Origin of the sequence: Geosporobacter ferrireducens (assembly GCF_001750685.1) — a bacterium.
Taxonomy (GTDB): Bacteria; Bacillota; Clostridia; order Peptostreptococcales; family Thermotaleaceae; genus Geosporobacter; species Geosporobacter ferrireducens.
Genome location: NZ_CP017269.1, coordinates 3,400,381 through 3,425,233, shown reverse-complemented (window position 1 = coordinate 3,425,233; position 24,853 = coordinate 3,400,381). Strand labels below are relative to the sequence as shown.

Annotated in this window: 25 protein-coding genes; 7 read left to right on the top strand and 18 right to left on the bottom strand. The window is 37.7% G+C overall.

The window, feature by feature from the left end; genetic code table 11:
• Window positions 1-41 precede the first annotated feature (41 nt).
• The 5 genes from Gferi_RS16045 to Gferi_RS16025 form a co-directional block, all read right to left on the bottom strand.
• Window positions 42-1,436 (bottom strand): FAD-binding oxidoreductase, encoded by a 1,395-nt coding sequence (locus Gferi_RS16045; RefSeq protein WP_179948105.1) that lies wholly within the window; start codon window positions 1,434-1,436, stop codon window positions 42-44.
• Between the two features lie 12 nt (window positions 1,437-1,448).
• A complete protein-coding gene (locus Gferi_RS16040; protein ID WP_069978237.1) occupies window positions 1,449-2,675 on the bottom strand; it encodes an electron transfer flavoprotein subunit alpha/FixB family protein in 1,227 nt (408 codons plus the stop codon).
• Window positions 2,676-2,685: 10 nt separating this feature from the next.
• On the bottom strand, window positions 2,686-3,474 hold the full coding sequence (locus Gferi_RS16035) for an electron transfer flavoprotein subunit beta/FixA family protein (RefSeq protein WP_069978236.1): 789 nt from the start codon (window positions 3,472-3,474) through the stop codon (window positions 2,686-2,688).
• Window positions 3,475-3,549: 75 nt separating this feature from the next.
• A complete protein-coding gene (locus Gferi_RS16030) occupies window positions 3,550-5,067 on the bottom strand; it encodes an L-lactate permease (protein WP_069978235.1) in 1,518 nt (505 codons plus the stop codon).
• Window positions 5,068-5,515: 448 nt separating this feature from the next.
• Complete coding sequence (locus Gferi_RS16025; RefSeq protein WP_069978233.1) at window positions 5,516-6,181, bottom strand: P-II family nitrogen regulator; 666 nt, start codon at window positions 6,179-6,181, stop codon at window positions 5,516-5,518.
• 371 nt (window positions 6,182-6,552) lie between these two features.
• Between Gferi_RS16025 and Gferi_RS16020 the strand changes: the two genes are divergently transcribed.
• Window positions 6,553-6,801 carry a type II toxin-antitoxin system Phd/YefM family antitoxin gene (locus Gferi_RS16020; protein ID WP_069973926.1) on the top strand — a complete coding sequence of 83 codons (249 nt, stop codon included), beginning with the start codon at window positions 6,553-6,555 and terminating at the stop codon, window positions 6,799-6,801.
• The gene (locus Gferi_RS16015; RefSeq protein WP_069978232.1) at window positions 6,798-7,181 is read left to right on the top strand and encodes a type II toxin-antitoxin system death-on-curing family toxin; all 384 of its coding nucleotides are present in this window, start codon (window positions 6,798-6,800) and stop codon (window positions 7,179-7,181) included. The genes Gferi_RS16020 and Gferi_RS16015 overlap by 4 nt, the downstream gene beginning before the upstream one ends.
• Before the next feature lie 289 nt (window positions 7,182-7,470).
• On the opposite strand, the gene Gferi_RS16010 is transcribed toward Gferi_RS16015, so the two are convergent.
• The 3 genes from Gferi_RS16010 to Gferi_RS16000 form a co-directional block, all read right to left on the bottom strand.
• Window positions 7,471-10,521 carry an efflux RND transporter permease subunit gene (locus Gferi_RS16010; RefSeq protein WP_069978231.1) on the bottom strand — a complete coding sequence of 1,017 codons (3,051 nt, stop codon included), beginning with the start codon at window positions 10,519-10,521 and terminating at the stop codon, window positions 7,471-7,473.
• 11 nt (window positions 10,522-10,532) lie between these two features.
• Window positions 10,533-11,762 (bottom strand): efflux RND transporter periplasmic adaptor subunit, encoded by a 1,230-nt coding sequence (locus Gferi_RS16005; RefSeq protein ID WP_069978230.1) that lies wholly within the window; start codon window positions 11,760-11,762, stop codon window positions 10,533-10,535.
• Between the two features lie 78 nt (window positions 11,763-11,840).
• Window positions 11,841-12,443 (bottom strand): TetR/AcrR family transcriptional regulator, encoded by a 603-nt coding sequence (locus Gferi_RS16000; protein ID WP_069978229.1) that lies wholly within the window; start codon window positions 12,441-12,443, stop codon window positions 11,841-11,843.
• Between the two features lie 230 nt (window positions 12,444-12,673).
• On the opposite strand from Gferi_RS16000, the gene Gferi_RS15995 reads away from it, so the two are divergent.
• From Gferi_RS15995 to Gferi_RS15985, 3 genes are all read left to right on the top strand, one after another.
• Window positions 12,674-13,504 carry an undecaprenyl-diphosphate phosphatase gene (locus tag Gferi_RS15995; protein ID WP_069978227.1) on the top strand — a complete coding sequence of 277 codons (831 nt, stop codon included), beginning with the start codon at window positions 12,674-12,676 and terminating at the stop codon, window positions 13,502-13,504.
• A 161-nt stretch (window positions 13,505-13,665) separates the two neighbouring features.
• Window positions 13,666-14,250: a sigma-70 family RNA polymerase sigma factor gene (locus Gferi_RS15990; protein WP_069978225.1), complete on the top strand. Its 585-nt coding sequence runs from the start codon at window positions 13,666-13,668 to the stop codon at window positions 14,248-14,250.
• Entirely contained in the window at window positions 14,219-15,745 is a 1,527-nt protein-coding gene (locus tag Gferi_RS15985; RefSeq protein ID WP_069978223.1) for a hypothetical protein, read from the top strand. The genes Gferi_RS15990 and Gferi_RS15985 overlap by 32 nt, the downstream gene beginning before the upstream one ends.
• Window positions 15,746-16,767: 1,022 nt before the next feature.
• Here Gferi_RS15985 and Gferi_RS29495 read toward each other — a convergent pair.
• The 4 genes from Gferi_RS29495 to Gferi_RS15960 all read right to left on the bottom strand — a co-directional run bounded on the left by Gferi_RS29495 (window position 16,768) and on the right by Gferi_RS15960 (window position 19,091).
• Window positions 16,768-16,893 carry a transposase gene (locus tag Gferi_RS29495; RefSeq protein ID WP_408607510.1) on the bottom strand — a complete coding sequence of 42 codons (126 nt, stop codon included), beginning with the start codon at window positions 16,891-16,893 and terminating at the stop codon, window positions 16,768-16,770.
• A 151-nt stretch (window positions 16,894-17,044) separates the two neighbouring features.
• Window positions 17,045-17,302, bottom strand: coding sequence for a hypothetical protein (locus Gferi_RS15970; RefSeq protein WP_069978219.1), 258 nt, complete (start codon window positions 17,300-17,302; stop codon window positions 17,045-17,047).
• A gap of 518 nt (window positions 17,303-17,820) precedes the next feature.
• Window positions 17,821-18,153 carry a transposase gene (locus Gferi_RS15965; protein WP_069978218.1) on the bottom strand — a complete coding sequence of 111 codons (333 nt, stop codon included), beginning with the start codon at window positions 18,151-18,153 and terminating at the stop codon, window positions 17,821-17,823.
• A 350-nt stretch (window positions 18,154-18,503) separates the two neighbouring features.
• Window positions 18,504-19,091: a hypothetical protein gene (locus tag Gferi_RS15960; protein ID WP_156782415.1), complete on the bottom strand. Its 588-nt coding sequence runs from the start codon at window positions 19,089-19,091 to the stop codon at window positions 18,504-18,506.
• Window positions 19,092-19,590: 499 nt separating this feature from the next.
• On the opposite strand from Gferi_RS15960, the gene Gferi_RS29300 reads away from it, so the two are divergent.
• Window positions 19,591-20,178 carry an accessory gene regulator ArgB-like protein gene (locus Gferi_RS29300; RefSeq protein WP_334292679.1) on the top strand — a complete coding sequence of 196 codons (588 nt, stop codon included), beginning with the start codon at window positions 19,591-19,593 and terminating at the stop codon, window positions 20,176-20,178.
• On the top strand, window positions 20,175-20,315 hold the full coding sequence (locus Gferi_RS28195) for a hypothetical protein (protein WP_156782414.1): 141 nt from the start codon (window positions 20,175-20,177) through the stop codon (window positions 20,313-20,315). Before Gferi_RS29300 ends, Gferi_RS28195 begins: the two co-directional genes overlap by 4 nt.
• On the opposite strand, the gene Gferi_RS15950 is transcribed toward Gferi_RS28195, so the two are convergent.
• From Gferi_RS15950 to Gferi_RS15925, 6 genes are all read right to left on the bottom strand, one after another.
• Window positions 20,307-21,566 carry a sensor histidine kinase gene (locus Gferi_RS15950; protein WP_069978212.1) on the bottom strand — a complete coding sequence of 420 codons (1,260 nt, stop codon included), beginning with the start codon at window positions 21,564-21,566 and terminating at the stop codon, window positions 20,307-20,309. The two genes, Gferi_RS28195 and Gferi_RS15950, sit on opposite strands and share 9 nt — an antisense overlap.
• A 16-nt stretch (window positions 21,567-21,582) precedes the next feature.
• Window positions 21,583-22,308 (bottom strand): LytR/AlgR family response regulator transcription factor, encoded by a 726-nt coding sequence (locus Gferi_RS15945; protein ID WP_069978210.1) that lies wholly within the window; start codon window positions 22,306-22,308, stop codon window positions 21,583-21,585.
• Window positions 22,309-22,636: 328 nt separating this feature from the next.
• Window positions 22,637-23,104, bottom strand: a complete 468-nt coding sequence (locus tag Gferi_RS15940; RefSeq protein WP_069978204.1) for a cupin domain-containing protein — start codon at window positions 23,102-23,104, stop codon at window positions 22,637-22,639.
• Window positions 23,105-23,118: 14 nt separating this feature from the next.
• Complete coding sequence (gene eutH / locus Gferi_RS15935) at window positions 23,119-24,216, bottom strand: ethanolamine utilization protein EutH (RefSeq protein ID WP_069978202.1); 1,098 nt, start codon at window positions 24,214-24,216, stop codon at window positions 23,119-23,121.
• A 47-nt stretch (window positions 24,217-24,263) separates the two neighbouring features.
• Entirely contained in the window at window positions 24,264-24,545 is a 282-nt protein-coding gene (locus Gferi_RS15930; RefSeq protein ID WP_069978200.1) for a BMC domain-containing protein, read from the bottom strand.
• Between the two features lie 19 nt (window positions 24,546-24,564).
• A complete protein-coding gene (locus tag Gferi_RS15925) occupies window positions 24,565-24,837 on the bottom strand; it encodes a hypothetical protein (RefSeq protein ID WP_069978198.1) in 273 nt (90 codons plus the stop codon).
• Window positions 24,838-24,853 lie beyond the last annotated feature (16 nt).

Here is a 24,853-nt window from a genome sequence, read left to right as displayed (position 1 = left end):
TTATATTCTATTCATAAAGAAACCCTGCTCTCCATTTTACCCTAACAAACTTTTCCCGGGTTCAGGATATTTTTAGGATCAAAAGCTAATTTAATATTCTTTAATAGGGCCATGGTTGTGTTCCCCTCTGATTCTTGTAAAAATCCTTTTTTGGCATAACCGATGCCATGTTCTCCCGATACCTTTCCACCTAATTCATGGGCTTTTTCATACATCAGTTTAAATACCTCATCCATTTTCCGCTTCCATACAGCTTCATCCAATTGGTCCTTTAAAATGTAGATATGGAGATTCCCATCTCCCGCGTGTCCAAAACCTTTTATTCTGATATCGCAGGTTTTTTGCAATTCATCTGCAAACTTTACAAACTCGGCGATACGATTTCTAGGAACCACCACATCGCATTCGTCCATCTCTGTAGTAGATGCTTTGATGGCCTCTAAAAAAGCACCTCTCGCTTTCCATATGGATTCTTGTCTTTCTTGGGTGTTGGAAATGAGTACGTCTAGTGCTCCTGATTCCAGGCAGATATGGGCCACCCGTTCATAGGCATTTTCAATTTCTTCCGTACTGTTTCCATCAAAAGTAAGCAGTAGGTAGGCATCGGAAGAATTATCGGGAAATTTCCTGCCCAAGAATTCTTCTGAAGCTAGAATAACATCCCGTACCATATACTCAATCGCTGTAGGAACCGCCTTTGATTTAATAATCTTCGGTACTGTCTCGATAGCCATTTCAAGGTTAGGGAATGGAATCAATAAACTAATGGCCTTTTTCGGCAGGGGAAGAAGCTTAAGCACTGCTTTTGTGACAATCCCAAGGGTTCCTTCCGAGCCTACAATTAAATCTTTGAGGCTGTACCCTGAACTATTCTTCACCACTTTGCCTCCCACTTCAATAATCTCTCCCGTTGGCAATACCACTTCCAAGCCCCTTACATAATCTCTCGTCACGCCGTATTTTACTGCGCGCATGCCCCCTGCATTGGTATTAATATTTCCTCCGATGGTAGCACTCTTTTCTCCCGGATCCGGCGGATAAAACAAATCATGATCCTCTACATATTTAGAGATTTCCATTAACAATACACCGGGTTCTACAGTCAAAGTAAGATTTTCTTCATCCAACTCCAGGATTCTATTCATTTTGCTCATATTGATCATAATTCCACCATGAATAGCCACTGAAGCACCTACCAGCCCCGTACCCTGACCTCTCGGTGTAATACAAATATTGTTCTCATAGGCATACTTCATAATGGATGATACTTCAAGGGAATTTTCCACTTCCACCAATACTTCCGGGAATTTTCGAATGCCTGCCAGCTCATCGTGACTAAAATCTTCATTAATTTCTTTCCCAACAAAAACTCTATCTTGCCCACAGGCGGAAATCAGAAAAGAGATATCCTGTTCATCTATTTTTTTATAAGTCATATCCATTCCTCCTTATTCTATGGTGGCGGCTGTTAACGCTTCAAATACTCTTATTTCTCCGTTGCACTTTAAATTCTCTATCAGTCGTGGAATTATCTCGTAGATATCTCCCACAATGCCATAATGGGCTGCATTAAATATCGTTGCGTTTTTGTCTTTATTGATGGCAATGATACATTCTGAATTATTCATCCCCGCTACAAACTGAATGGCTCCCGATACCCCACAGGTAAGAATTAGTTTTGGCTTTACCGTCCTGCCACTAAGACCAATCTGTTTTCTTGGGTCCACCCATCCTGCTTCAATAAGGGGTCGCGTGGCCGCCACCTGGGCCCCTAATAAATCAGCTAAATTGTAGATCATTTCCATGTCCTCAACCTTTTTGACAGCTCTGCCTGCAACGATAATGATTTCTGCATCTTCAATCGTTGCAACCTTTTCCTTTTTCTTAATCTCTAATACCTGAATACCCGATGAAAGTTTGTTTTTATCAATTGTACACAGCGTAACTTTTCCAAAGGCCTCCATGATTTTTTCAGGTGCAGTAAATATTTTGTATCTGACGGTAGCAAATTGAGGCCGGTGGTTGGGTGTGAAGATATGGGCCATGATGTTGCCTCCAAAGGCTGGCCGGATTTGGTCCAAGTCTGTATTTTCCTGTACATCTAATATGGTACAGTCTGCCGTTAGACCGGTTCTGAATCTTGCAGCCGTTCTTGGCGCAAGAGATCTTCCGATGGTAGTTCCCCCTACCAGTACAATGGTTGGCTGCACTTTTTTAATGAAATCCTCAAAAACTGCCGTATAGGGTTCGATTCTGAAGTCCTTCAATTCTTCTTCATCATATACAAACACTTCATCCACGCCATAATGGAGTAAATCCTTCGCCTTTTCTCCAATGCCGTGTCCCATCAATACACAGTAGACAGGATGATTGATCTTATTCGCCATTTCCCTGGCCTTACCGATTAATTCATAGGTAACCGGATGAATTTCCCCCTCCACATGATCCACATATACGGCAATTCCTCTCCAAGCCGATTTATCAATTTCTACTACCGGATCTTCTATAAACTCAAATACCCCCTCGGGTCCTTTCTTAATACAAATCTTGCACATTTTACAAGCAGCATTGATCTGGAGATACTCATTAATATATTCAATAGCTGAAAATGGACATAGCTGAATCAATGCCTCGGGACAAGTTACCTTTTCCTGGTGAATGATAATTTTAGCCATATGATCCCTCCTAAGCAAACTTTAACGCTTTTAATTTTTTGAGCAATCTATCGGATAATTCCATGTCTGTGCCTTCCCAAATCTCATGATTTTGATTGGCTTCCGGTGGGAATATGCGTTTCACCTGGGTAGGCGACCCACTCAAGCCATAATTCTTTTCATTTTGATCTTCTAAGTCTTCTAATCCATAGAAATCTATCTTTCTATCCTTTGTAGCCAGCTTCAATTTAAAGGATGGCAGCCTAGGTTGAAATATATCCTTTTCTACAGTAATCAGGCAAGGGAGCTGAACTTCTGCGATTTCTATGCTGTTTGGCATATCCATTTCCACAACGATTGATTTGTCCTTTACTTCCAGAATACTTAACACATTGGCGACATGTGGGATTTCAAGAAATTCTGCGATTTCTGGCCCTACCTGGGCGGTGTCTCCATCGGTGGTCATTTTTCCACAGATAATTAAATCTGGGTTACCCATTTTCTTGATACCCTGTGCCAACGTATATGCTGTTGCCAGCACATCCGCCCCTGCAAATTTTCTTTCCGTTAACAATGCGCCATGGTCTACCCCCATCATATAGGCTTCTCTGATAATCGCTTCTGCTTGCGGTGGCCCCATACTGATAACGCCTACCCTTCCGCCTTTGCTTTCTTTCATTCTGATAGCCGTTTCCAGGGCATATAAATCATAGGGATTCATCTTCGAATCAATTCCATCTCTTTTTAAAACCCCTGTTTTTTCATCTACTTCTACCTCTGTAGTTCCAGGGACCTGCTTAATACATACCAGTATTTCCATACATAAACCTCCTTGTTGAATGCTTCTCATGATTATAGATGTACTAAAATATTTTTGTTTTTTCTTTCTACCCTGCTACACAAACAAACTTCCTGCATAAACCAATAACCCCAATATCAATACATAAATCATGCAGAATTTTATCGTGCTGTTAAAGATTCGACCTTCTGATCCTACCAATCCTGTAGCCGATGTAGCAACAGCAATACTTTGAGGGGAAATCATTTTCCCCGCCGTCGCGCCGGAGGTGTTGGCCGCTGCCAGCCAATAGGGATTCACCCCAATAGAGGTAGCAACCTCTTTTTGCAGTGCTCCGAATAAAATATTGGAAGAAGTATCACTTCCTGTTACAAAGGTTCCCAACATCCCGATAACCGGAGAAATTAAAGCAAAGTTTTTGCCTGTGACTTCTACAAGAACAACAGCCAGAGAGGTAATCATTCCGCTATAGCCCATAATCTTAGCCATAGAGACGATAGATACTACTGTAATCGTTGATTTGGTCAGTTGTTTGAATGTATTCAACAACACTTTGGCGATCTCTTGTGTTTTTGCCCCCTGTATCCAGCCTCCCAAAAAGGTCGCTATGATAATCAGGGCACCGGGTGTAGCAATCCAGTTGAAAGAAGTTGCCTTTGCACCTTCTCCCTGATAGAAGACAACCTGGGTTTCAATATTTCCGAGCAGGCTCTGTACTCCTGGAAATAGAGGACTGGTCAAAATAATAAAGAAAAATATCAGCATATAGGGCAACCATGCCAATAGCCCTTCTTTTACCGTGATAATTTCTTTCGAATGGGCCTCTCCCTGCTCATTTCTTCTTCTTGCTAAGAAAATGGTCACCGCCATGCTGCATATACTCCCTAGCAAAGCAGGAAGCTCCGCGCCAAGAAATTTTGCAACCAATACCTGTGGAAGTGCAAAAGCCAATCCCGAGGCAAAGGTTATCCCGAGAACCCCTTTTAATCCTTTGATACTTTTCCTAGTCATAACTACCAAGACAAATGGGATAATCATGATAAAAATGACCAATTGCATGCCTATGGCATAGCTTAAGGGCGCCACATCCAAACCAGTGACTTTGGCCAAGGTTGTTACAGGTATGCCTACTGCTCCAAAAGCGGTCGGAACGGTGTTGGCAATCAAACATATTACTGCTGCAAAAATCGGGTCAAAGCCTAAAGATGCCAATATGCTTGCAGGAATAGCTACGGCAGTTCCATATCCTGCCACGGCTTCAAGAAATCCTCCAAATCCCCAAGCCAGTATGAGTACTTGAATTCTGTCATCGGTGGTGATACTGGATAACATCTTTTTGATCGTATCCATGCTTTTCGTATGCAGTGCCAGGTTATAGGTAAAGATCGCTGCAATGATTACAATCATAATTGGCCATAATCCAATAGCCACTCCTTCAATGGTTGCAGAAATTGCAGATAAAACCGGCATTTTCCATACAAATACTGCTAAGATTAGCGTAGCCAATGTTGTCATACTACAGGTTATATGGGCTGGCAGCTTCAGAATACCTAAAGATACCATCAACCATACAATTGGGATCAATGCAATTACAAACAGCAAATACATACTCATTTTATCCCCCTTTAACATATTGGTAATATGGTAGTGTGGTCTTACCACCTTACCAATATGTTACACCAATTTTCTGAATCATTCAATAATAGTCTTTTTTTTAACAAAAAACATCTACAAGGGGTAATCCCAGCAACTGTGTCATGTACTGAAAGGTAATTGTAAATATATGTAAATAGCAACAAGCCATCGCCACATCTTATGAAATGTGGTGATGGCTTATTAACGATATGGCTATTTAAGATTTTTTCATATCATTAGATGTATGATTCTAACTGCCTGCTACCTAGAACTCTGTTATAAAAAACTATTTGTCTATATATTCTTCAAAATATAGAGGACTCTCGTATTTTACATTTCACATATGCTTTGATCCTTCAGATCACAGACTGTTCAAATCCGAAGGATATCTTTGCTTCATCATTTTATATTTTCTTTCTATAAACCATTAATATAAACCATAAGTTTTATTTACTTCTTGGATAAACATAACTCCATTCCCTGGCTTATCGATTTCAAGATGATCCCTAATGGAAGCTGCAATCGATTCCGTTAGGTCCTTTTGAGATATAATCAATACGATCTCTTTTTCTGGTTCTATTTCCATCGCAAATAATTTACTCGTTTCATGGATACCAGACCCTCTTGTATTGATGATCGTTGCGCCTCTAGAACCTGCCTTGTTTGCAGCTTCTACTGCAAGTTCCGCCTTCCCTCTGTCAACAACTACAAAAATAAGATTGTACATTGAGCTTTCTACACCTCTGCTTTCTGCTATATTTTTGCTTGTTGAGCTTTTCGTACCGAATATATTCATAATAGAAGTACTGATTGCTATACCATGATTTGGTTTAACAAAACCAAATTTCTTATTAATCCCCTCTAAGGCAGTATAAGCTGTAGATTTCTCTGCTGCCATTAAAACAATTTCTCTTCTAATTTCAGATAACTCTAGGAATTCTAAAATAGGGTTTTTGTTAGTTCCTTTCCCTAAAAAAATTGTGCCCCCTGTTATGCCATGTTGCTTTGCACACTTTATTATCTTGCTTCCACATCCAAAATTAACAATCACGCAGAGTAATTCAAATTTTTTGCTTTCAAAACTGGTCTTCATCTGTTGCTAGGCTACTTACAGAGGAAGCTGTTGAAGATAATATAACTGAATTTTTAAAAGATGCTAACTCTACAGTAGAAAAAGCTCACTACGTGATATTTACAATTCCATGTCGTATGTGCTAAACCGTTCTTATCCATTTCGGATACCTCCCTTTGTTTTTTAAAATTGGTTGGCGAACCTTTTTTATTCTAACAAAAGGAGGTTATTTTTTTCTACTCATAGCTAAAGCTTTTTGGAATCCCCGGTAGAACCGGGGTTTTCTGTATACAAATAAATTGGTAAAAAACTTAGTCTTTTCCCACGCTAAGTAAATAGGTATAATTTCTCCTATTTATATGCTATAATATAAAATATAGGAGGTGTTGAAAATGTTAATCAATCCTAAGAGACAAGTTAGCATTACAGAAGCGAATCAAAACTTCTCAAAAGTTACTAAAATTGTTGACGAAGAAAAGATGGTTATTATTTTAAAGCAAAATAAACCAAAGTATCTTGTTATAGATTTCGAGGAAATTGCTCAAACCGTAGAAAATAATGAAGAAGAAAAAGCTTGGGAAGAAGTAAGTAAAAAGATGTTGTTCAAAAACTTTGAAGCTTATAAAGAGCTTGCGAAATGATTTATCCATCTTTAGAGCAAATTATAAGTGACCAAGCTATGATCGTACAGTACACTGGAGGGAGTCCAGGAATAAAAGATCAAAAACTATTAGAGTCTGCTTACTATAACCCTTTGCAAACTTTTGAGGGAGAGGAATTATATCCCGCGATAGAAGAAAAATTTGCTGTCCTCTGTTATGGCTTAGGTCAGAATCATTCTTTTCAGGATGGGAACAAGCGAATTGCTGTTCATACTCTGACTGTTGGATTAGAGGTTAATGGAATAGAAATAACCTATACTCAGCAAGAATTAATTGGTCTAGGTTTAGCTATAGCACAGAGCCAGTGCAGTAAAGATTGTATTTTAAAATGGATCGAAGAACATAAAAAGTCCATTTAAATCATCACTAAAAGTAGGGTTTTTTCGGCATTGAGATTTTATCTCCCAAAACTATCAAAATTAATTTCTGGGATAACACAAAATAGCTCATGGACTTTTAGAGTAGTCCACGAGCTATTTTATAGGTTGTCAATATAATTACATGCTTTACATATGCACAACGTTAAACACATTGAAAACGCTCAATTTTTCCCTCTTGAGTATAGATAAGTGTCAGGATGCTGGTACTACCCCTACAAGCCAGGTAGATGCTTCTCACAAGTAAAGTTAGGGACGGTTTTTCATGCTTTTAAGTTGCTTTTACTGCAAACCGGTTTTTGAAACTTTCAAATGAAAGATAGATCACGGGTATAATGATCATGGTCAATAATGTAGACACCATGAGTCCTCCCATAAGGGCAATGGCCATAGGACTAAATAATTCACTGGCGGAAACCGCCAAAGGTACTAAGCCCATCAGCGTTGTGATGGAGCTGAGCATGATGGGCCTAAACCGCAGATTCACGGCATTGATGCAAGCCTCTTCACTTCCATCTCCCTGTTTTCTGGCATCTTTAATGTAGTCAATTAGTAAAATGGCATTGTTTACTACGATTCCCATTAGACTAATCACACCAAGAAGGGCCGTCAGTGATAGGGGTTTTCTAAATATCCAGAGTCCAAGCATAGAACCAATCAAGGAGAGGGGCACCGTCAGCAGAATGATAAAGGGCTCAATGAAGGATTGAAATTCTATAAGCAGTATACTATAGATCAGAAAGAAGATTAAAATTCCCAAAGCACCCATATTGGAAAAATTTTCTCCAATTTTTTCCCTTTCTCCATCAAAAACGATTTTGACGCCATCTAAATCTATATCTTTTAGCGCTACATTCTCTATGTGATTTTCAACATCCACAGGGCTAAAGCCAGGCTTAACATCACTGGTTACCAAAACGCTCCTTTGCTTTTTAAAGCGTCTTATGCTATCAATTTGGGGCTCCAATTTGATCTGGGCGACCTGCTTAAGGAGTACCTTCTCCCCCGTAATGCTGGACTTGATAGCCAGGTTTTCCAATTCATTCACACGCTTCATATTACTTATTAATTGGATGTCGTATTCCTTGGCGGCCTTTCTGAATACTGCATTTCTACTGCCAAAAAGGGCCGTACTCACCTCCTGTTGGATATCGGAATTCAGTATCCCCATCATAACTGCCTTATCGGTATCTGCATCTATTAAATATTCAAAAGTATTTTCACTGGCATTGCTCTTTACATTAATGGTTCCGGGAGTATCTTTAAGTCTCTTTTCAAGCTCCCAGGAGACCGCTTTTAACCGGTTCATATCTTCGCCCAGCACCCTTATGACTACAGGCGTTTCCGTATCAGTCATTTCCAACATCTTAACCGTGGCTGCAGCGCCAATCATTTGAGCATCTAATTTCTCTTGAAGATACAGTGCAAGTTCTGTTTTTGTCTTAAACCGCCGGCTCTTTTTTATATCAAACTTCAATATTGCCCGCGTATAGTTTTCTTTATTGGGAAAGGGCATCATGGTCGTATAAAATTTGGGCATGGAAGTGCCGATTCCCGTTGTTACATCCAATATTTCCGGCTCTTCCAACATCAATTGATTGATCTGCCCTGCTATTTTTTCTGTGTGCTTTAAATCTCCCACCTTCTCAACAAAGGTGTCAATATAAAGCACATCTTTATCTGCCTTCGGAAAAAATGCTACTTTTAGCTGGGGCATCACAACGCCAACAGTCAGTAGGAATAAAAGGAGGGCCACAGCCAATGTTCTCCCTTTTCTTTTTATGCCCAATTGGAGTAAGGCCATAAATCTTTCTTTGATCTTCCCCGTTCCCTTATCAGTAGATTCTTTTCTTTTTATAACCATAGTCAGTAGGGCTGGTGTCACAAAAACAGCGGAGATAAAGGAAGCTGTCAATGCATAAATAACAACCTTCGGCAAGCTGGATAAAAAACTTCCCACATCGCCCGGTATGAACAATAAAGGCACAAAGGCGGCCAAGGTGGTTAAGGTTGAGGTGAAAACAGGCATGGCTGCAGCGCCGGTGGCATTGATGGCTGCCTCTCTCTTGCTTTCTCCATTGGAATACCTGACTGCTATTCCATCGCTGATGACAATGGTGTTATCCACAATCATTCCTAAAGCAATGATCAGGCCGGCTAGAGAAACGCTTTGAAAGGTTACCTGGGTAGCCTTCATTGCAATAAAGGTCACTGCTACAGCAAAGGGAATACCCATGGCAACCACCAAAGCATTTCTAAAACCCATTCCAATAAATATAACGACTATAACCAAAACCATACCTAGAATGAGGTTGGTAGTAAAACCCTTCATGCTTTTCTGAACATCTTCCGGCTGAAAGATTACTTCTGTTAAAATCAGATCCTGGGGCAGGTTCTTTTTTAAGCTCTCTAACGTTTCCCTAACTTTTTTTCCGATGGGTATTATGTTTTTATCTTCCTTGAAATAACCGGTGAGAATAACTGCTGACTGCTCCCCTTGCTTGGTTTTCTCAACATCTTCCTTCAGCTCCATCTCTATAGTGGCAATATCTTTGAGCCGAAGGATGCCTCCATTTTCTGGCGAAACCCCTACAATCGTATTTTTAATATCTTCTATCGATTGATAAAAACCCTTTGCCCTCACATAGAGTTTTCCGGCTTCATTCTCTAAAGCTCCATTTGGAATTTCCACATTTTGTGCATAGAGTATTTGATTGATCTCACCGAAAGACAGATCTAACTGATTTAATCGATCTGTATCCACCTTTACCGTTATCTGCTTATCTACATTCCCTACCAGTTTTGTTTTATAGATCCCATCTATTCCGGCAATAGCATCCTCTATTGCTTCAGCATAATAAGACAGCTGCTCATAGGTATATCCTTCTCCAGAAAGGCTGATCAACATCCCAGCCGCCTCCGCCAAATCCGTATCTATTTCCGGTTCCAGGCACCCTTTCGGCAATTGGCCTTTTACACGATTAATTTTCTCTCTTAACGCTTGATTGGCCTTATCAATATCTGCGTCATTATGATATTCAACAATTACCACCGATACATTTTTTGCAGACTCTGAAGAAACCTGTTTAAATTCTGATATCTCTGATACGGCATCTTCAATCTTTTTGGTAACCAGCTCCTCCATATCCTGGGGCGAAGCTCCGGGGTATAAAGTTGTTACCATAGATGCCGTTACCTTTATATGGGGATTCTCCTGTTTCGGAATCATCATATAGCTATAAATCCCCAAAATAGCGGCCAGCAGGGCCATAAACAATACAATTTTTCTTTGTTCAACAGCGATTCTTATTAAATTTTTCATCTTCTTTCCCCCTACTGCACGCCATCATTGAAATCAATATCCATGGCTACCGCATATCCATCTTTAATGCCTTTGATCCCTTCTGTAATCAATATTTCTCCTTCCTGCAGCCCTTCTAATAAAACCTTATCTTCCTGGATTTTTGTCATTTGTACATTTTTTCGCTTGGCCCTTCCCTCCTCTACGATGAAAACATAATCTTCTCCATCATTGAGTATATATTGAACCGGAACCCATATACCATTCTCTTCACCTACTGGAATGGAGACTTTGATGATTGTTCCTACACTTAATTCCTCCCAGTGGTCCAAAGCAATATCCACTGGGTAGGTTTGCGTTTTTTCATCAGGTATTTTACCTATCGTAGTGATCCTTCCCTTTATTTGTTGTTCATTAATGAAAACCGTTACCTCACTGCCCACATCCACTTTTGAAATATCCTCCTGGGTTAAACCAATACGCCCCTTATAGGCTGCGCTGCCTATAACCACTACCGGATAACCCGCTCCGGCAATTTCACCGGCTTTTCCCGGAATACCAACTACATAGCCGTCGCAATCGGCCAAAATGAGTGCATCCTCCAGCAGTTTTTCACTGGCGTTAAAATTTGCTTTTGCCACTTCATATTGCTGATAGAGCGCTTCCAGTTCTTCTATCCTGGCACCGCTTTGAGTTACTTTGTATACCTTCTGGACCTGTTCTAAACTAGCTTTCGCTTGATCTTGCTGCAATTTCGCTTCTTTTAGAGCCTGTTCAGAGATTCCACCGCTGTCATACAATGCTTTTGCTTTTTCATAATAGTCCTTCACAAATTCATATTGTTCTTGCGCTTTGTCTGCATTCAGCTTTGCCATTTCTATCTCCTCAACCCTTGCACCGTTGAAGGCTTTGTCATATTGAGCCTTTGCAGCATCCATCTGCGCCTTAGCTCCTTGCAGGGCAAAGTTCAATTCTTCCTGTTCCAGAAGCGCAAGGGGATCTCCTTTTTTTACGGATTGACCTTCTTCTACAAATACTTTTCCAATTCTTCCTGAAGTTTTGAAGGAATATTTTATCATCTCCTTTGCTTCTATCCTCCCGGTATACTGAAGGGCAACCGGCCTGGATTCCTCTCTCAGGGTCATCACTGCCACAGGCTTTACAATTCTTTCATCTTCTGCATCGGCCCCACTGGCGGCACAACCAGTCAACAAAGACAATAAAAGGATTCCGCTCGTAACCGCACTCCAAAACTTTTTCATATATTCTTTGCCCCTTTCCTTATGAAGATTTGTTCAGAAACCAATAACAACCAATCGGTCGTTTTTAATTAAAAAAATTTAGCTGATTGAATCAGCAAAAAAATAGGAATACCCATAGATATAATAGCCCACCAACATCTTTACATTATTCTGAATCCACATATCACTTTGATTATGCCGGATAATTTCTAATAAGCCTTCTATTAAGCTGGTTGATATATAGTGGGCAAAAAACCAGTCCTCATTTTCCAAAGTAATATGGTACTGCTTGAATTCCCACTTCATGTGTTTCTCTAGTCGGTGAATGATCTCCTCTTTGGCATTTTCAAATTTAGTTCCTATAGAGCGATCCAAAATGAGCAATATTTCTTCCCTGTATTTTGTCAGCAGTACAATCAGTTCCTTTGTCATCAATGCTGTAAATTTTTCCAGTTGAAAACAGTCTTCAGAATCATGCCTTAACAGATTTTCCATGGTATTGTTGATTTGTATATAAGCTTCTTCTGTTAAAGCATAAAAAATTTCTTCCTTAGATGAAAAATAGTTATACAAGTTACTCTTGCTAACGCCTGCCTCTTTGGCGATCATACTCATAGATGCCTTTTCAAAACCAATGTCTAAGAAGAAGGTTTTTGCTGCCTTTAGGATCTTTTCATTAATTTCATCCTTTAGTATCTGCATTAAAGACCCCCCAGTCTTTTTTCATTTTTATTATATAGCAACTGGATATTCTTGTAAAGAAATCTTTTATTCGTTTTTGTAAATTCGTTCATTGATAAATTTTCAAACCAAAATGCACCATTATAACGGTTTCTAATTTCTTACAATAAATTCATTATTGGTAAGGGAATCATTTACTGTCATTATGGTATAATTGATTAGGTTACATACATTTTAGAGGAGGTGCTTTTTTGACAATTTTTAAAGCCATTCTATTAGGAATTGTCCAGGGATTGACAGAATTTTTACCCGTCAGCAGCTCAGGTCATTTATCCGTTGCCCAGCATCTATTAAATACGCCTGAAGACAAAATACTGTTTTTGACAGTGATGCTTCACCTTGGCACGCTTATTTCTGTCTTCTTTGTATATTCATCGGATATTTTTTTAATCTGTAAGGAATTCATCTTGATGATTTTTGATGTTTTTAAAGGCAAAGGCTTCAAAATAAACAATGATCATAGAAAGCTGGGGATTTTAATCATTATAGCTACGATCCCTACCGGCTTGATGGGAATCTTTCTTAAGGATATTTTCGAAGGCTTTTACAGATCTCAACTCATTATCGGCTTTTCCCTAATCATAACGGGTACGCTCCTATGGACAGCTGAAAGGGTTCATAGCGGTAAAAGAAATATCAAGCAAATGAACTGGGTAGATGCTGTTATCGTTGGACTTTTTCAAGGGTTTGCCATTACTCCTGGGATCTCCCGTTCCGGCTCTACGATTGTAGGCTCTTTATTTAGAGGCTTTAACAAGGAGTTAGCTACTAAATTCTCCTTTCTCATTTCTATCCCTTCCATAGGAGGGGCAGTACTATTAGAGGCAAAAGATGCTATCGCCCATGGTACAGGAGATATGACCTTTTCCATTCTTCTTGCAGGTATTTTCGCTTCCTTTATAGCCGGAGTTCTTGCTATAAGGACTTTAATTAATTTTATTAAAAAGGAAAAACTCTACTATTTTTCCTATTATACCTGGACAATAGGAAGTGCCATTGTTATTTTAAATCTAATCAGATAGTAAAAAAGCCAACATTGAATGTTGGTTTTTTTCTTATGGCTGACTGTTTTTTCATAAAATCTGTGATTGAACGAAAAATTTTTAAAATATTGGTCAGGCAATAAAATATTATAACGAATTAATAAGTGAAAAGTTTAAAAAGGGAAAAGGAGGTAGAAAACTTGCAGGATATAGAATTGCTGAATGAATGTAAAAAGAACCCGGAACAAGGACTGGAATATGTCATAGAACAGTACGTAGACTTAATTTATACCATCGTATATGGAAAAATATCTACCGTTGGAACGACAGAAGATGCCAAAGAATGTGTTAGCGATGTTTTCATGGCATTCTATCAACAAATTGACCGGATTAATTTAGATAAAGGCTCTGTAAAAGTTTATCTGGCAATGATCGCACATCATAAAGCAGTTGATTTGTATCGTAAATTAGTCCGAGTCGCCAGTAATATTGGCATAAATGGGGAGTTGATGGAATATCAAGATTGCAAGACAGACCTAGAGCACGATATGTTAAAAAAGGAAGAAAAGAAAGTTTTATTGCAAGCCATTGATTCTCTTGGGGAGCCGGATAAAGAGATCTTTGTTAGAAGGTATTATTTGGGTCAAAAAACGAAAGAGATTGCCGATGCATTGAACTTACGGGATAATACAGTGGATAAAAAAATTTCCAGGGGTTTAAAGAAACTTAAATTTTTGTTGGGAGGTGTGCAATATGGAAGAGAAGAAAATTTGCTTGCTAAGTGAGGAGGATATAGATGCGAAAGTCACTGATTTCATGAATGAATTAGATATAGAAGAGACACAAATATTATTAGAAGGTTATTCTATAGATTGTCTACATTTGGATAAGGAATATGTGCAGGATATTAAAGAAAGAGTTGCTTTAAAGGTTGGAATGAATAAAAGCACTGAGAAAGATATAGCAATAGAAAAAGACCGCAGCATTTATGAAGAGGTGCAGGGCAAGAGAAAAGAATTGAAGGATAGCCGCGGCAAAGGATCAAAAAAGAAAAATGCTAGATGGAAAGTCTATGCCGCTTCAGCAGCTGTAATTTTAGTATGCCTATTTGCTTGGAAAAATAGCGACAGCATTGTACATGCATTCAGCAAAATGTTTGGATTGATTCCTGGTGTAGGAATTGTTGAGGATAATCAAGATATTTTATATCAATTAAAACAATGTGAAAGTGTAGAAACAGACCAGGGAATTTTAAAGGTCTTAAGCGCAGTAGCCACAAAGGATTGTATCACCGTTAATTTTAGCTTTGAGAGAAAGAACTGCACAGAAGAACAATTTATGTTGGAGAAGGAAGAAGAATGGGAGCAAATAAAAAAAGAAGATAAATTGGTAGAACCCAATATTTATCTTATGGTAGATAATGAAAAATACAAGATGTCCGGGGGAAGCAGCGCAGGCGGCCTAACATCCTATTTTTCTGCAACCTTTGAGTTAGAAGAAAAGAACATTCATCCCTCTAAAGTCTATACCCTCCAATATGAAGATTTTGATATCACTGCAGATTTTCAGTTAGTAACATTAGATCAATATAATAGCCTGGACCAAATCGGAGCCACAGGCATCCATAATAATATAAGCTTAACCGCTATATCATCGATAGCAAGTAATCAATTGCAGGTAAATGTATATCCTATAAACCATTCAGAATACAATCTGATCAGTTTTTATAATGAATATGAAATGGAGTACTTCGGTAAAAAGCTGACATTGAAAACGGAGAATGGAAATAAGGATTATACATTGCCGGGGTCTTATGGAAGTGACCTGAATGCAGCCTATACCTTTGATATAAGTGATGGATCAAAAGAGTTTCTCCTTCATATCCCCTTTGTAGTAGTGGAGTCAAATGAAGAAGAAAAAATCACACTGCCGATTCCTAAAGAAGGAGAGGTAGTTGAAATAAATAAAGAGATTGCCTTTAAAAATGGCAGCGTAATGGTTGAAAGTGTAGAAAAAATTGTATCAGGACAGGAAAACGAGTATGGTCATTTAAAGGTTAATCTAAAGTATAAAAATCCAAATGAAAACCAACAATTGGTTGGCGTAAAGTTAACTAGGAGAAAATCAGAAGGTTGGTTTGAAGAATTCGATGAGCAGGGAAGAATAAAAGCCATTAACTATATGTTGGAAAAGTCTGATAATGGAGCGTTAAAATTATATGTAGTACATCCTAGATATGTTTTTATGGATGAATACAATCTAACGTTAGATGTAGAATAGTCATTTTAAAAAGTTAATCCAGCTTGAAGCTGAAGCTTTAGGCTCTGTCAATGATGTTTAAAAGAGGGTTTATCAATGGGTTAAGTATATTTCTTAAAGGGCTCAATCGCAAGCTTGCCCCTTAAAATAAGGCCTAAACATTAGTTAATATCTAAAGTTTAGGCCTTGATGTTTTTTGAAGACCCTATTTCATTTTGTAGGTGAGTTTTTATAACCCCTTTTCTGATTATATTAGCGGAATAACCACACATTCTGCCGTCCCTTTTGACTTATAAAAAAGTCCTCAAAGTAGGACTTTTTTTGTTATCCTTATTTTTAATTTTTAGTTTAAACTATTAAATATTATGACTTTGGTTTTTTATAAATTATATATAGATCCACAATATTTTTGCCTAAGTGAGCACCAAGAAGTGAACATATTATACCTATTCCAGGTATTACAATACCAATTGCTATAATATAAATAATGTATGCTGCTTCTAAAATAGTAAAAATTAAACTGTATATCACACTTCTTCGAAATGTGTGTATATTTTTTTCAAAATTTTCATTTACATTATTCATACAATCTTAGCAGGAAACCACTATCCCTTTAGGGTACTAGAGGAATGCTTTTGACGACAACCATCCCTAACCTGCGTTCCTTCTTTCCCATAATAAAGATTTTCTTTTTTCTACTAAGTCTAACTTCTTACAATTTATACTGCCCTTGTTTACTTTTGCCTCGTTTAAGGTGTCCAAGTATTCTACTTGTATTTACTAAATCAGATTTACTATTATCCAGGTAGATAGAAAAACTGCTCCATATTCCATATATAGTCTTCCGGTTTTTCACCATACCTGCCTTGACTGGATTATTATGTATATATTTACTTACTTGCATTAAATAATTGTCGTCTAATACCAACTCACTTAGGAAACGATTTTGAAAAAAGTGGTCACATCTTCTGTACTTCCGATTGAAGTATAATACATAGCTCACATTAATGCTCTTTATAAACTTCGATATGTCATTTCCATTGTCATTCATCAAATAGGTGGACATGATTATCCATCAAGCAATAAGCATAAATGATAAAATTATATTTATTTTTCATTTTAAGCAACGTGTCAACAAATCGAGTTTTGTCACTATCTGATAAAAATATGTTATTCCTATCATTACCTCTTTGAATTATATGATAGGTTCAAAATTCTCCTTTTTCTCTTGCTTGTCTAGGCATGTCCTTTCACCCCCACACACGCAGTTTATTGTTACTGTCAACGGAGGCAAGCAGGGACCGTCCTGGTTTGCCTTCTTTATTCTCTTTTAAATTCCTTCACAATAACAAAACTATTTAATCCAATTGCTATCAAAATAAAGATCAAGTAAATCAAACTGCCCTTCGGCTTAGTAGAAAAACCATACCCTAAAAAGAAAAAAATTGTATTTAAAAATGTATATTTAAAAGAAACATGCTTATCTCTTTTAATAAACAATGTAATAGCTGAGTAAAGTAGCAAAATAGGACTAATCATTGCCCCTAAAAAAAATATTGCCTTTAAAAGATAGAACATATCATCACCTCTTTTTTATATTTTAGTTTTTAGTTCCGAGAATATGCTCTAACAGCAAAATCTCCAAGCTCTATGCTTTATTCTGACTAACCAGATCAATTTGTAAATATAACTATTATCTCTATTATAGATTTAGATTTTAGACTCTAAGATTATGTAATACTCTTTTCTTTATGAATTTATTTGCTTATTGAATAATTATGCAAGAACTTTCTAAGAATACCCATTTTGTTTAGATTCTTATTTATTTCAAGGAAACTTATTACAAGTAATCTCATGACTCTTATTGATGATTTTTTGGAATAGGATCCACATTACGTAAAATTTATTCTTGTTAAATCCAAACCCCTTTAATTCTTGAACCATTTGGCGCGAGCCGTAGTAAGGAGGCTTCATGTGTATTAGAACAATTAATTGCATCAGAAGGGTTTGAGAACTATCATTTGGCTTGGGTTGCTAGTATGTTCCGGTTCGATTGATCTGTAACACATCACACTGCCTTTTGATGGATATTCTCTTCAAGTCAGGCTCCAGCATACTTTTACGTTCTTCAACAGATTTACTTGCGGCCAGATTTTTTTCAACCAATCAACCTCTATGGTTAATTGTCCAATTTTTTTGATTAATGACTCCTTTTCTGCCTCGTGTTGCTGTTGTTCTTTATTAGCTTTGTCATCTGCACCTTTGAATGCATTCGCCATATTATCTAAGAATTGCTTTTTCCATCTTAGAATCTGGTTTGAATGGATTTCATAGATAGAGCAGATTTCTGAGAGTGTTTTTTCTCCTTGGATTAGCTCCATTATTATTTTAGATTTTTCTTCTGGGATAAATTGTCTTCGTTTTCTCATAGTTTCATTATAACTTATTCTAACGTTTTTTGTGTCAAATCTATGGGTCCATTATACAGCTAGGCCGTCTCCACTTGCCCTACGGCAAAGAAAAAGGGCTATTTGCAACGCCCTTTTTCTTCAAACTTTTATTCTAAACTTTTTCTTCACATCAATTAGGTAATCCATTCTTTCTATTATTTAAGATATCATAGTTATTCTCTGTATATACTTATACATTATAACTTCTTGAATATTCTATAAAGCAAATAGCCAATAAAAATATATAGTAGCGTATTAACAATTTGGATGAAAATCCCTATTCCAGATATATCTAAAATTCCATTTGAAATCATGTTAAATCCCCTTTTTTACTTAAATGTTGACCTACTAATACTATGAATCCCGCTTGCAACACTATATTTGTATGTGATAACAGAATTTTCCTCACTAATCTTGATTACACCATCTAGAAGAAAGTAATATGTATAGTGACCTCCAGTTTTAATTGTAACAGTTTTTCGATCCGATGAATAGCTAATATTATTATGTCTTGAATTATGCTCATACTCAACACCTACAGTATATCCTGTAATATCTGAATACAAGTTAGATACACTGCCAATCGTATTATTTGTCGTATCGTAAGTTACAGTTGAGTATGCATTCTGACTATGTAGTAAATTACTCACATATGCCTGTAAGTTAACAGACTTTGTATCTACACTCATTGGTCCTACTAGTGCATCTTCCTTTAATAAAATTGGCGAGTCTATACTCGAATCGATAGTGTATTCTCCGTTTCTAAGTTCTTCTAATACTTTTACTAATTCTACTTCATCTTTTACTTCTATAGGGGTTATCCATTCGGGTACCTCACTGATGTCTATTGTTTTTAGTTTATAATCATCTAAATTACTGGTCTTTTTGTCAGCAGCAAACCCAGAAGAACTCATCAATAGAATAAAACATAAAGCTAAACAAAGAATATTTCAAATTTTTTTCATTTATTATTCCTCCTTGTATAAAATTAAGCAGTAACATAGCATTAAATTCTTTGAACCATACAGAGAATAATTATAATATCTTAGAATACTCTTTAAGTTCTCCCTTCTCTATTTTTTGAAAAAACATTGATACCAGATTTGTCAGCTTTCTTTAATTTACTATGTCTGAATTACTTTTTCTAAGAAATAGCCTCTATTTAGAAACCGTTCTCAATTTTATATGTTTGCTAATTTTACATGTAACATCTTTCCCCCTCTTTTACAAATTCATATAATTAAGTAGTACTTCCTGCTTTACACACGTTCACTGTATCACATGAATTTCCACAATAATATATTTCTGGAATGAAATGGTACATAAAACTTTTTTGTTCCCTTTCACTCCCATTTCATTCCTATCTAATTGTATATATTTTACAGGTATGTTATTATTTGAGTAACTTCTTTAAGAATGGAGAATACATTGACAATGCACAGTTTTATCGATATCTTTGCCTATAAAATCTATAAAGAAAAGCTTTTATCCCATGGAGATATCCGCAAAATGAAATATGCCATGAGGGTTATCTGGAACGAAGGGTTGAAATTTGTAATCCTCTTGTCACTTTTTACCATGCTAAATAAAATGTACCTGTTCCTGTTCTGCCTCAGCTTACTATTGTCTATTCGTGCTTTCTCCGGCGGGCTGCATTTTGAAAGCAGCTTCCTATGCTTGATTGTAAGTTTAAGCTTTTTTTCTTTAGCCATATTGATTCTGCCATATTTATTGCCTATGCCCTTACCTTTAGCTATCTTGCTCATACTGATAAGTATCATCGTAATTTGTTGTTATTCTCCCATGCCCTCACGCTTTCGGCCTATTTCAAATCAAAAAAGAAAAAGGATATTAAAATACCTATCCCTTTTCTTTACGCTGCTGTGGATTTATATTCTATTTAAATTTGTTTTTACATATGACAAGACTTTTTTTGAATGCGGTATATGGACCATTGGTCTACAGGCATTCCAACTATTGATAGGAAGGAGGGGATATCAGTGAAAAACACCAATCCGATACTAAAAACTGTTTTATTTTCTATTGCTTCCATGTTTGTTGCTGCTTCCGGCCTAATTACGACCTCAGGATCATTGCTTTTCTGGGGAGAGTCAAAATGTCCTAAGAACTTACTAAAGTAATATCCTAAAAACAGTATACATACCATCAAAGGAAAGCTCTATGGTTCCCTTGTAACGATCGATGATCCTCTTTACATTATACAGACCATAGCCTCGAGACTTTCCTTTTTTGGTTGAAAAACCTCTTTCAAAAATACGGTCAATATCTTTTTGCGGAATTGCTCCTCCTGTATTTCTTACTTCTATCACACTGGAATTTTCTTCTGTTCCAAGGATTAGTACCACCTTAGGCCCATTAACATCCTTATTTTCTACCGCCTCAATGGCATTGTCCAACAGGTTGCCCAGCAGTTCAACAAGCTCGTGCTGCTCTAACGGGTATTCGGGAATTGGTCCCTGGAATTCAATCTCAAACAGAATTCCTTTTTCCGCTGCCAAAGACTTCTTACTATAAATGATGGCACTTAAGACAGGGTCTTTTATATTTAACAACCGATCCGTACCTTTTATCCCTTCAATCAGTGACTCTATATACTGTTTCATCTCTTTTTTCGCCTGCCGGTCATCTTCCATTTGTACCATTCCATAAAGTGCATTCAGGTGATTCTTAAAATCATGCTGCTTTTCTCTTACTTCATTTACCATATTTTTTAAATAGGGTATATATTTCTCGTGTATATAAATAATCTTTTGCTGCTGGTGAATAAGAATAGACTGATATAGGAAAAAAATATTTAAGCCTTCCCAGAGAATAACTGCAAATACCAAGTATAGGATATGCTTCTCTACAAAATCCTTATCAATTTGCCACATATACATAAGCAGCAAAATGATTCCGGCAATATTCAGGCTAATCGTGATTACATAATTTCCATACCGGTGCAAATATTTATGTATTTTACTAAGCGTACTATATTTGTGAACGAGCATACAGCTTGCCAGTGTAGCTGTATTGACAATCAGCCCATTCGCAAGTGAGTAGTATATTCCATCTGAAAACCATGTTAATAGATAGGTAAATACAAATTGGATTGTCGAAACTGTAATAAATACAATAGAAAACTGAAAAATTGTATCTTTAACCGATATTTTAAATAGGATGATAACCATTATACACAATAGGATGAAATTAATTAAAAATCCAATATCTACGTCGTAAACATCAACAATTACTACAATTGTCGGTAGAAGTGCCATAATGAAAAGACTTTTTACTGTATATAACCCTATTCGGTTATTTAACTTATTCCATATGTATAGAAGGGATAAAACCTCTAATACCGAAAGCAGATATATTTCATACCACTGCATTACACACCCCTTTTCCTTATGATTCAAGCTGGAATTTTTTTAAAAACTCCTCTTTATAACTATTGCTGATATAAGCAGGTGCAGCGTAATCTCTAAAGTACACAATCCAAGAATTCTTCTCATTTTTTTCTATCTGGCGGACGTTCTCAAGATTGACAATATATGATTTATGAGTTTTTATAAAATGGACAGCAGGTACTTTCTCTAATACTTTATTTATTGCAGTATTCGGTAAAGTGTATGGGGTATATTTTGTATGAACCCTACAATTCTTTCCTTGTGCCTCAATAAATAAAATATCTTTTACAGGTATCTTTAAAATACAGTTTTTAAGTTCAAATCGAATCGTTACTCCTTCAGTATTATTATATTGAAGCCCTCTGATCAGCCGCTCAGAAACCCGTAACACCTCCTCCCGTTTATAGGGCTTTTCAATAAAATCATAGCAATTGTATTTTTTAAAAGCTTCAAGCTGATAATAAACATGGGTGGTTATAAACACAATATAGGTTAATTCATATTGGCGGATAGAACGAATCTTCTCGGCAACTTTTAAACCTGAGCAATCAGGCAGTTCAATATCTAGGAAAAATAATCCTATTTCCTCCTGTTCCATTATCCTCACTGCCTGTGTTCCGGTAGATGCTTCAAATACTTTCATATCTCCATTCAAATGCTTAAGTATTTCCACAAAATTTTTTCTTTCAATCTGATCATCTTCAACTACGAGAATATTTAACATAGGAGCCCTCCTTGCTGACAATTCACTCGTTTTACATTTTATGGAATATTTGCTACTTAAATATTATCATACAGAAGCATAGATTAAAAGAACAGGCTGCAAGATTCTGTTAAATAGTAACAAATGACTATTGTGCATAACAAACAAAATGAAAGAGAGGTTAGCACTCGTATAATAAGTTCTAACCTCTCTTCTCGTTTTGCATATCGATATGACTGAGAATCTTGATTGATATCCGGATCGACGAGGGCGTTGATCCCTACATTCCCATTTAGACTTATGCATGTGCAACTCTGTATGTCTGCCCGCTGCCAAAATCTTTAACCCTTTATCCTCTTTCCTGCACCAGCTGCTCCCAATTGGCAGGATAGGTTACATAAAGAAATCTAACCTTATCAGGACACCCAAACTTGATAGTGGTATCTTTCGGAATGAAGAATACATCTCCTGGTTTGCCGGTCATTTTTCGCCCATCAATGGTGATTTCCAACGTTCCCTCGATAATATAATCGATTTCGTCATACACAAGTGTCCAGTCAAACTCTGAGGCTTCCATTTCCATAAATCCGCAGGCCATTCTTGGGCTTTCCTCCAGGGTAAATATATCCCGCAAAAATACCTTATCTCCTGCTTTTCCTGTATCAAATGGATTGCATTTTACCGTACTGCCCTTGACGAGATGCACGCCACTGGCATCTGCAGCCTTATCAAATTTCTGTAAAGCAGAACTTTTCATTTGTTCTTCAATCACTTTACGGACAATTTTTTCAATCAACCCTACGTCAAAAGCTTCCATGTGCATCCCCTCCACTATACCTCTTCTTTTTCTGCAGCCGGATTTTTAGGTGTAATCATTGCAGCCAAAGCGACTGCAGTCATACCGGCTACCAGCTTTCCTACAACCATCGGGAAGATCATTTCCCGGTTTACCCCTGCGGTAAAGCCCAGATGATCCCCGAATACAAAAGCGGCGCTGACCGCAAAAGCTACGTTTAATACCTTTCCTCTTTCATCCATATCCTTCATTAAGCCAAACATAGGAATATTATTGGCTAAGGTTGCCACCATACCGGCAGCAGCCACATCTCCCATCCCTAATAATTTTCCCATCTTCATTAAAGGCTTCTGGAATACTTTTGTAATAAAGAATACCATTGGGAATGCACCGATCAGCATGATGGCAATAGCGCCCACGATCTCAATACCGTCCCAAACCGGTGCCATACCCGGAATAATTACGATGCCTGTAAGGGTTTCCACTACGATGGCTGCTGTTCCAATGGTAATGACCACCACGACACCCTTTCCAAAGTTGGTAAAGCCCCTGATCATCTTATCCGGTATTTTCCACAGCCCCAGTGCAATCAATACAGCTACGATGATAATCGGAATCAGATTACGGATAATCATGCCAAAATCAAAACCTGCCACCAATCCCCCGGCCAAACATCCAATAGGAATGGTAATCATCCCGGCCAATATGCCCTTTGCCAAATATTTATGGTCCTCTTTTTCAATGATCCCCAATGCAACCGGTATGGAGAATACAATGGTGGGTCCCATCATTGCCCCAAGGATCAAGCCTGCAAACAGCCCTGCTTCCTGACTTTGGGCCAGCTCCATCGCCAACGGATAGCCGCCCATGTCGTTTGCCAGCAATGTGGTTGCAAACATGGCCGGGTCTGCACCCAATGCGGTATAGATAGGTACAATAACAGGCTTTAACAAATTTGCCAATACCGGTGCCAAAGAAACGACCCCTACCATGGCAATGGCCAGGGAACCCATAGCCATAAAGCCCTCATCAAACTTTTCTCCCAAACCGTATTTGTTTCCGATGATTTTATCCAGTGCACCCAGCACCATAAAGCCTACCATAATATAGACGATAATCTCATTAATACTCATTTCAGTTCCCCCTTCATCTCATTGAACTGTTTTCAGCAAACCCCCCATTATTTAGCTTTCAATAGGATATTGTCGACTTCACCATGGGGTCTTGGAATTACATGGACAGAGATCAACTGTCCTACACGTTCTGCCGCAGCCGCACCTGCGTCAGTGGCTGCCTTCACTGCACCTACATCGCCTCTTACCATGACGGTTACCAATCCACCGCCAACATGTTCTTTTCCTACCAATGTTACGTTGGCCGCTTTTACCATCGCATCGGCGGCTTCAATCGCACCTACCAAACCCTTCGTTTCAATCATTCCTAATGCATTTGTAACTGCCATAAAATCTCCTCCTCCTCTATCATTCCTTTATTTTTTCTAAGATCTTCTCCAGCACCTGCTTGCGCTGTTCACGATCAACCATTTGGTACTGCTGCTGCAGCAGAATATCAATTTTATTTTCAATGGTCTCTGCATTTTCTTCCTGCTCCCCATAGATGACACGAAAGCCCTTATCGTGGGCAAAATCTCTGGCACCAGGCGTTATGATTACTTTGTCGTTTACATAGAGCTCACAAATACCCTCTGAATGCATTTTAGCAATTTCCTTTAACGTAATAAGCTTCTTTCCCATGTACTCACCCCTTTAT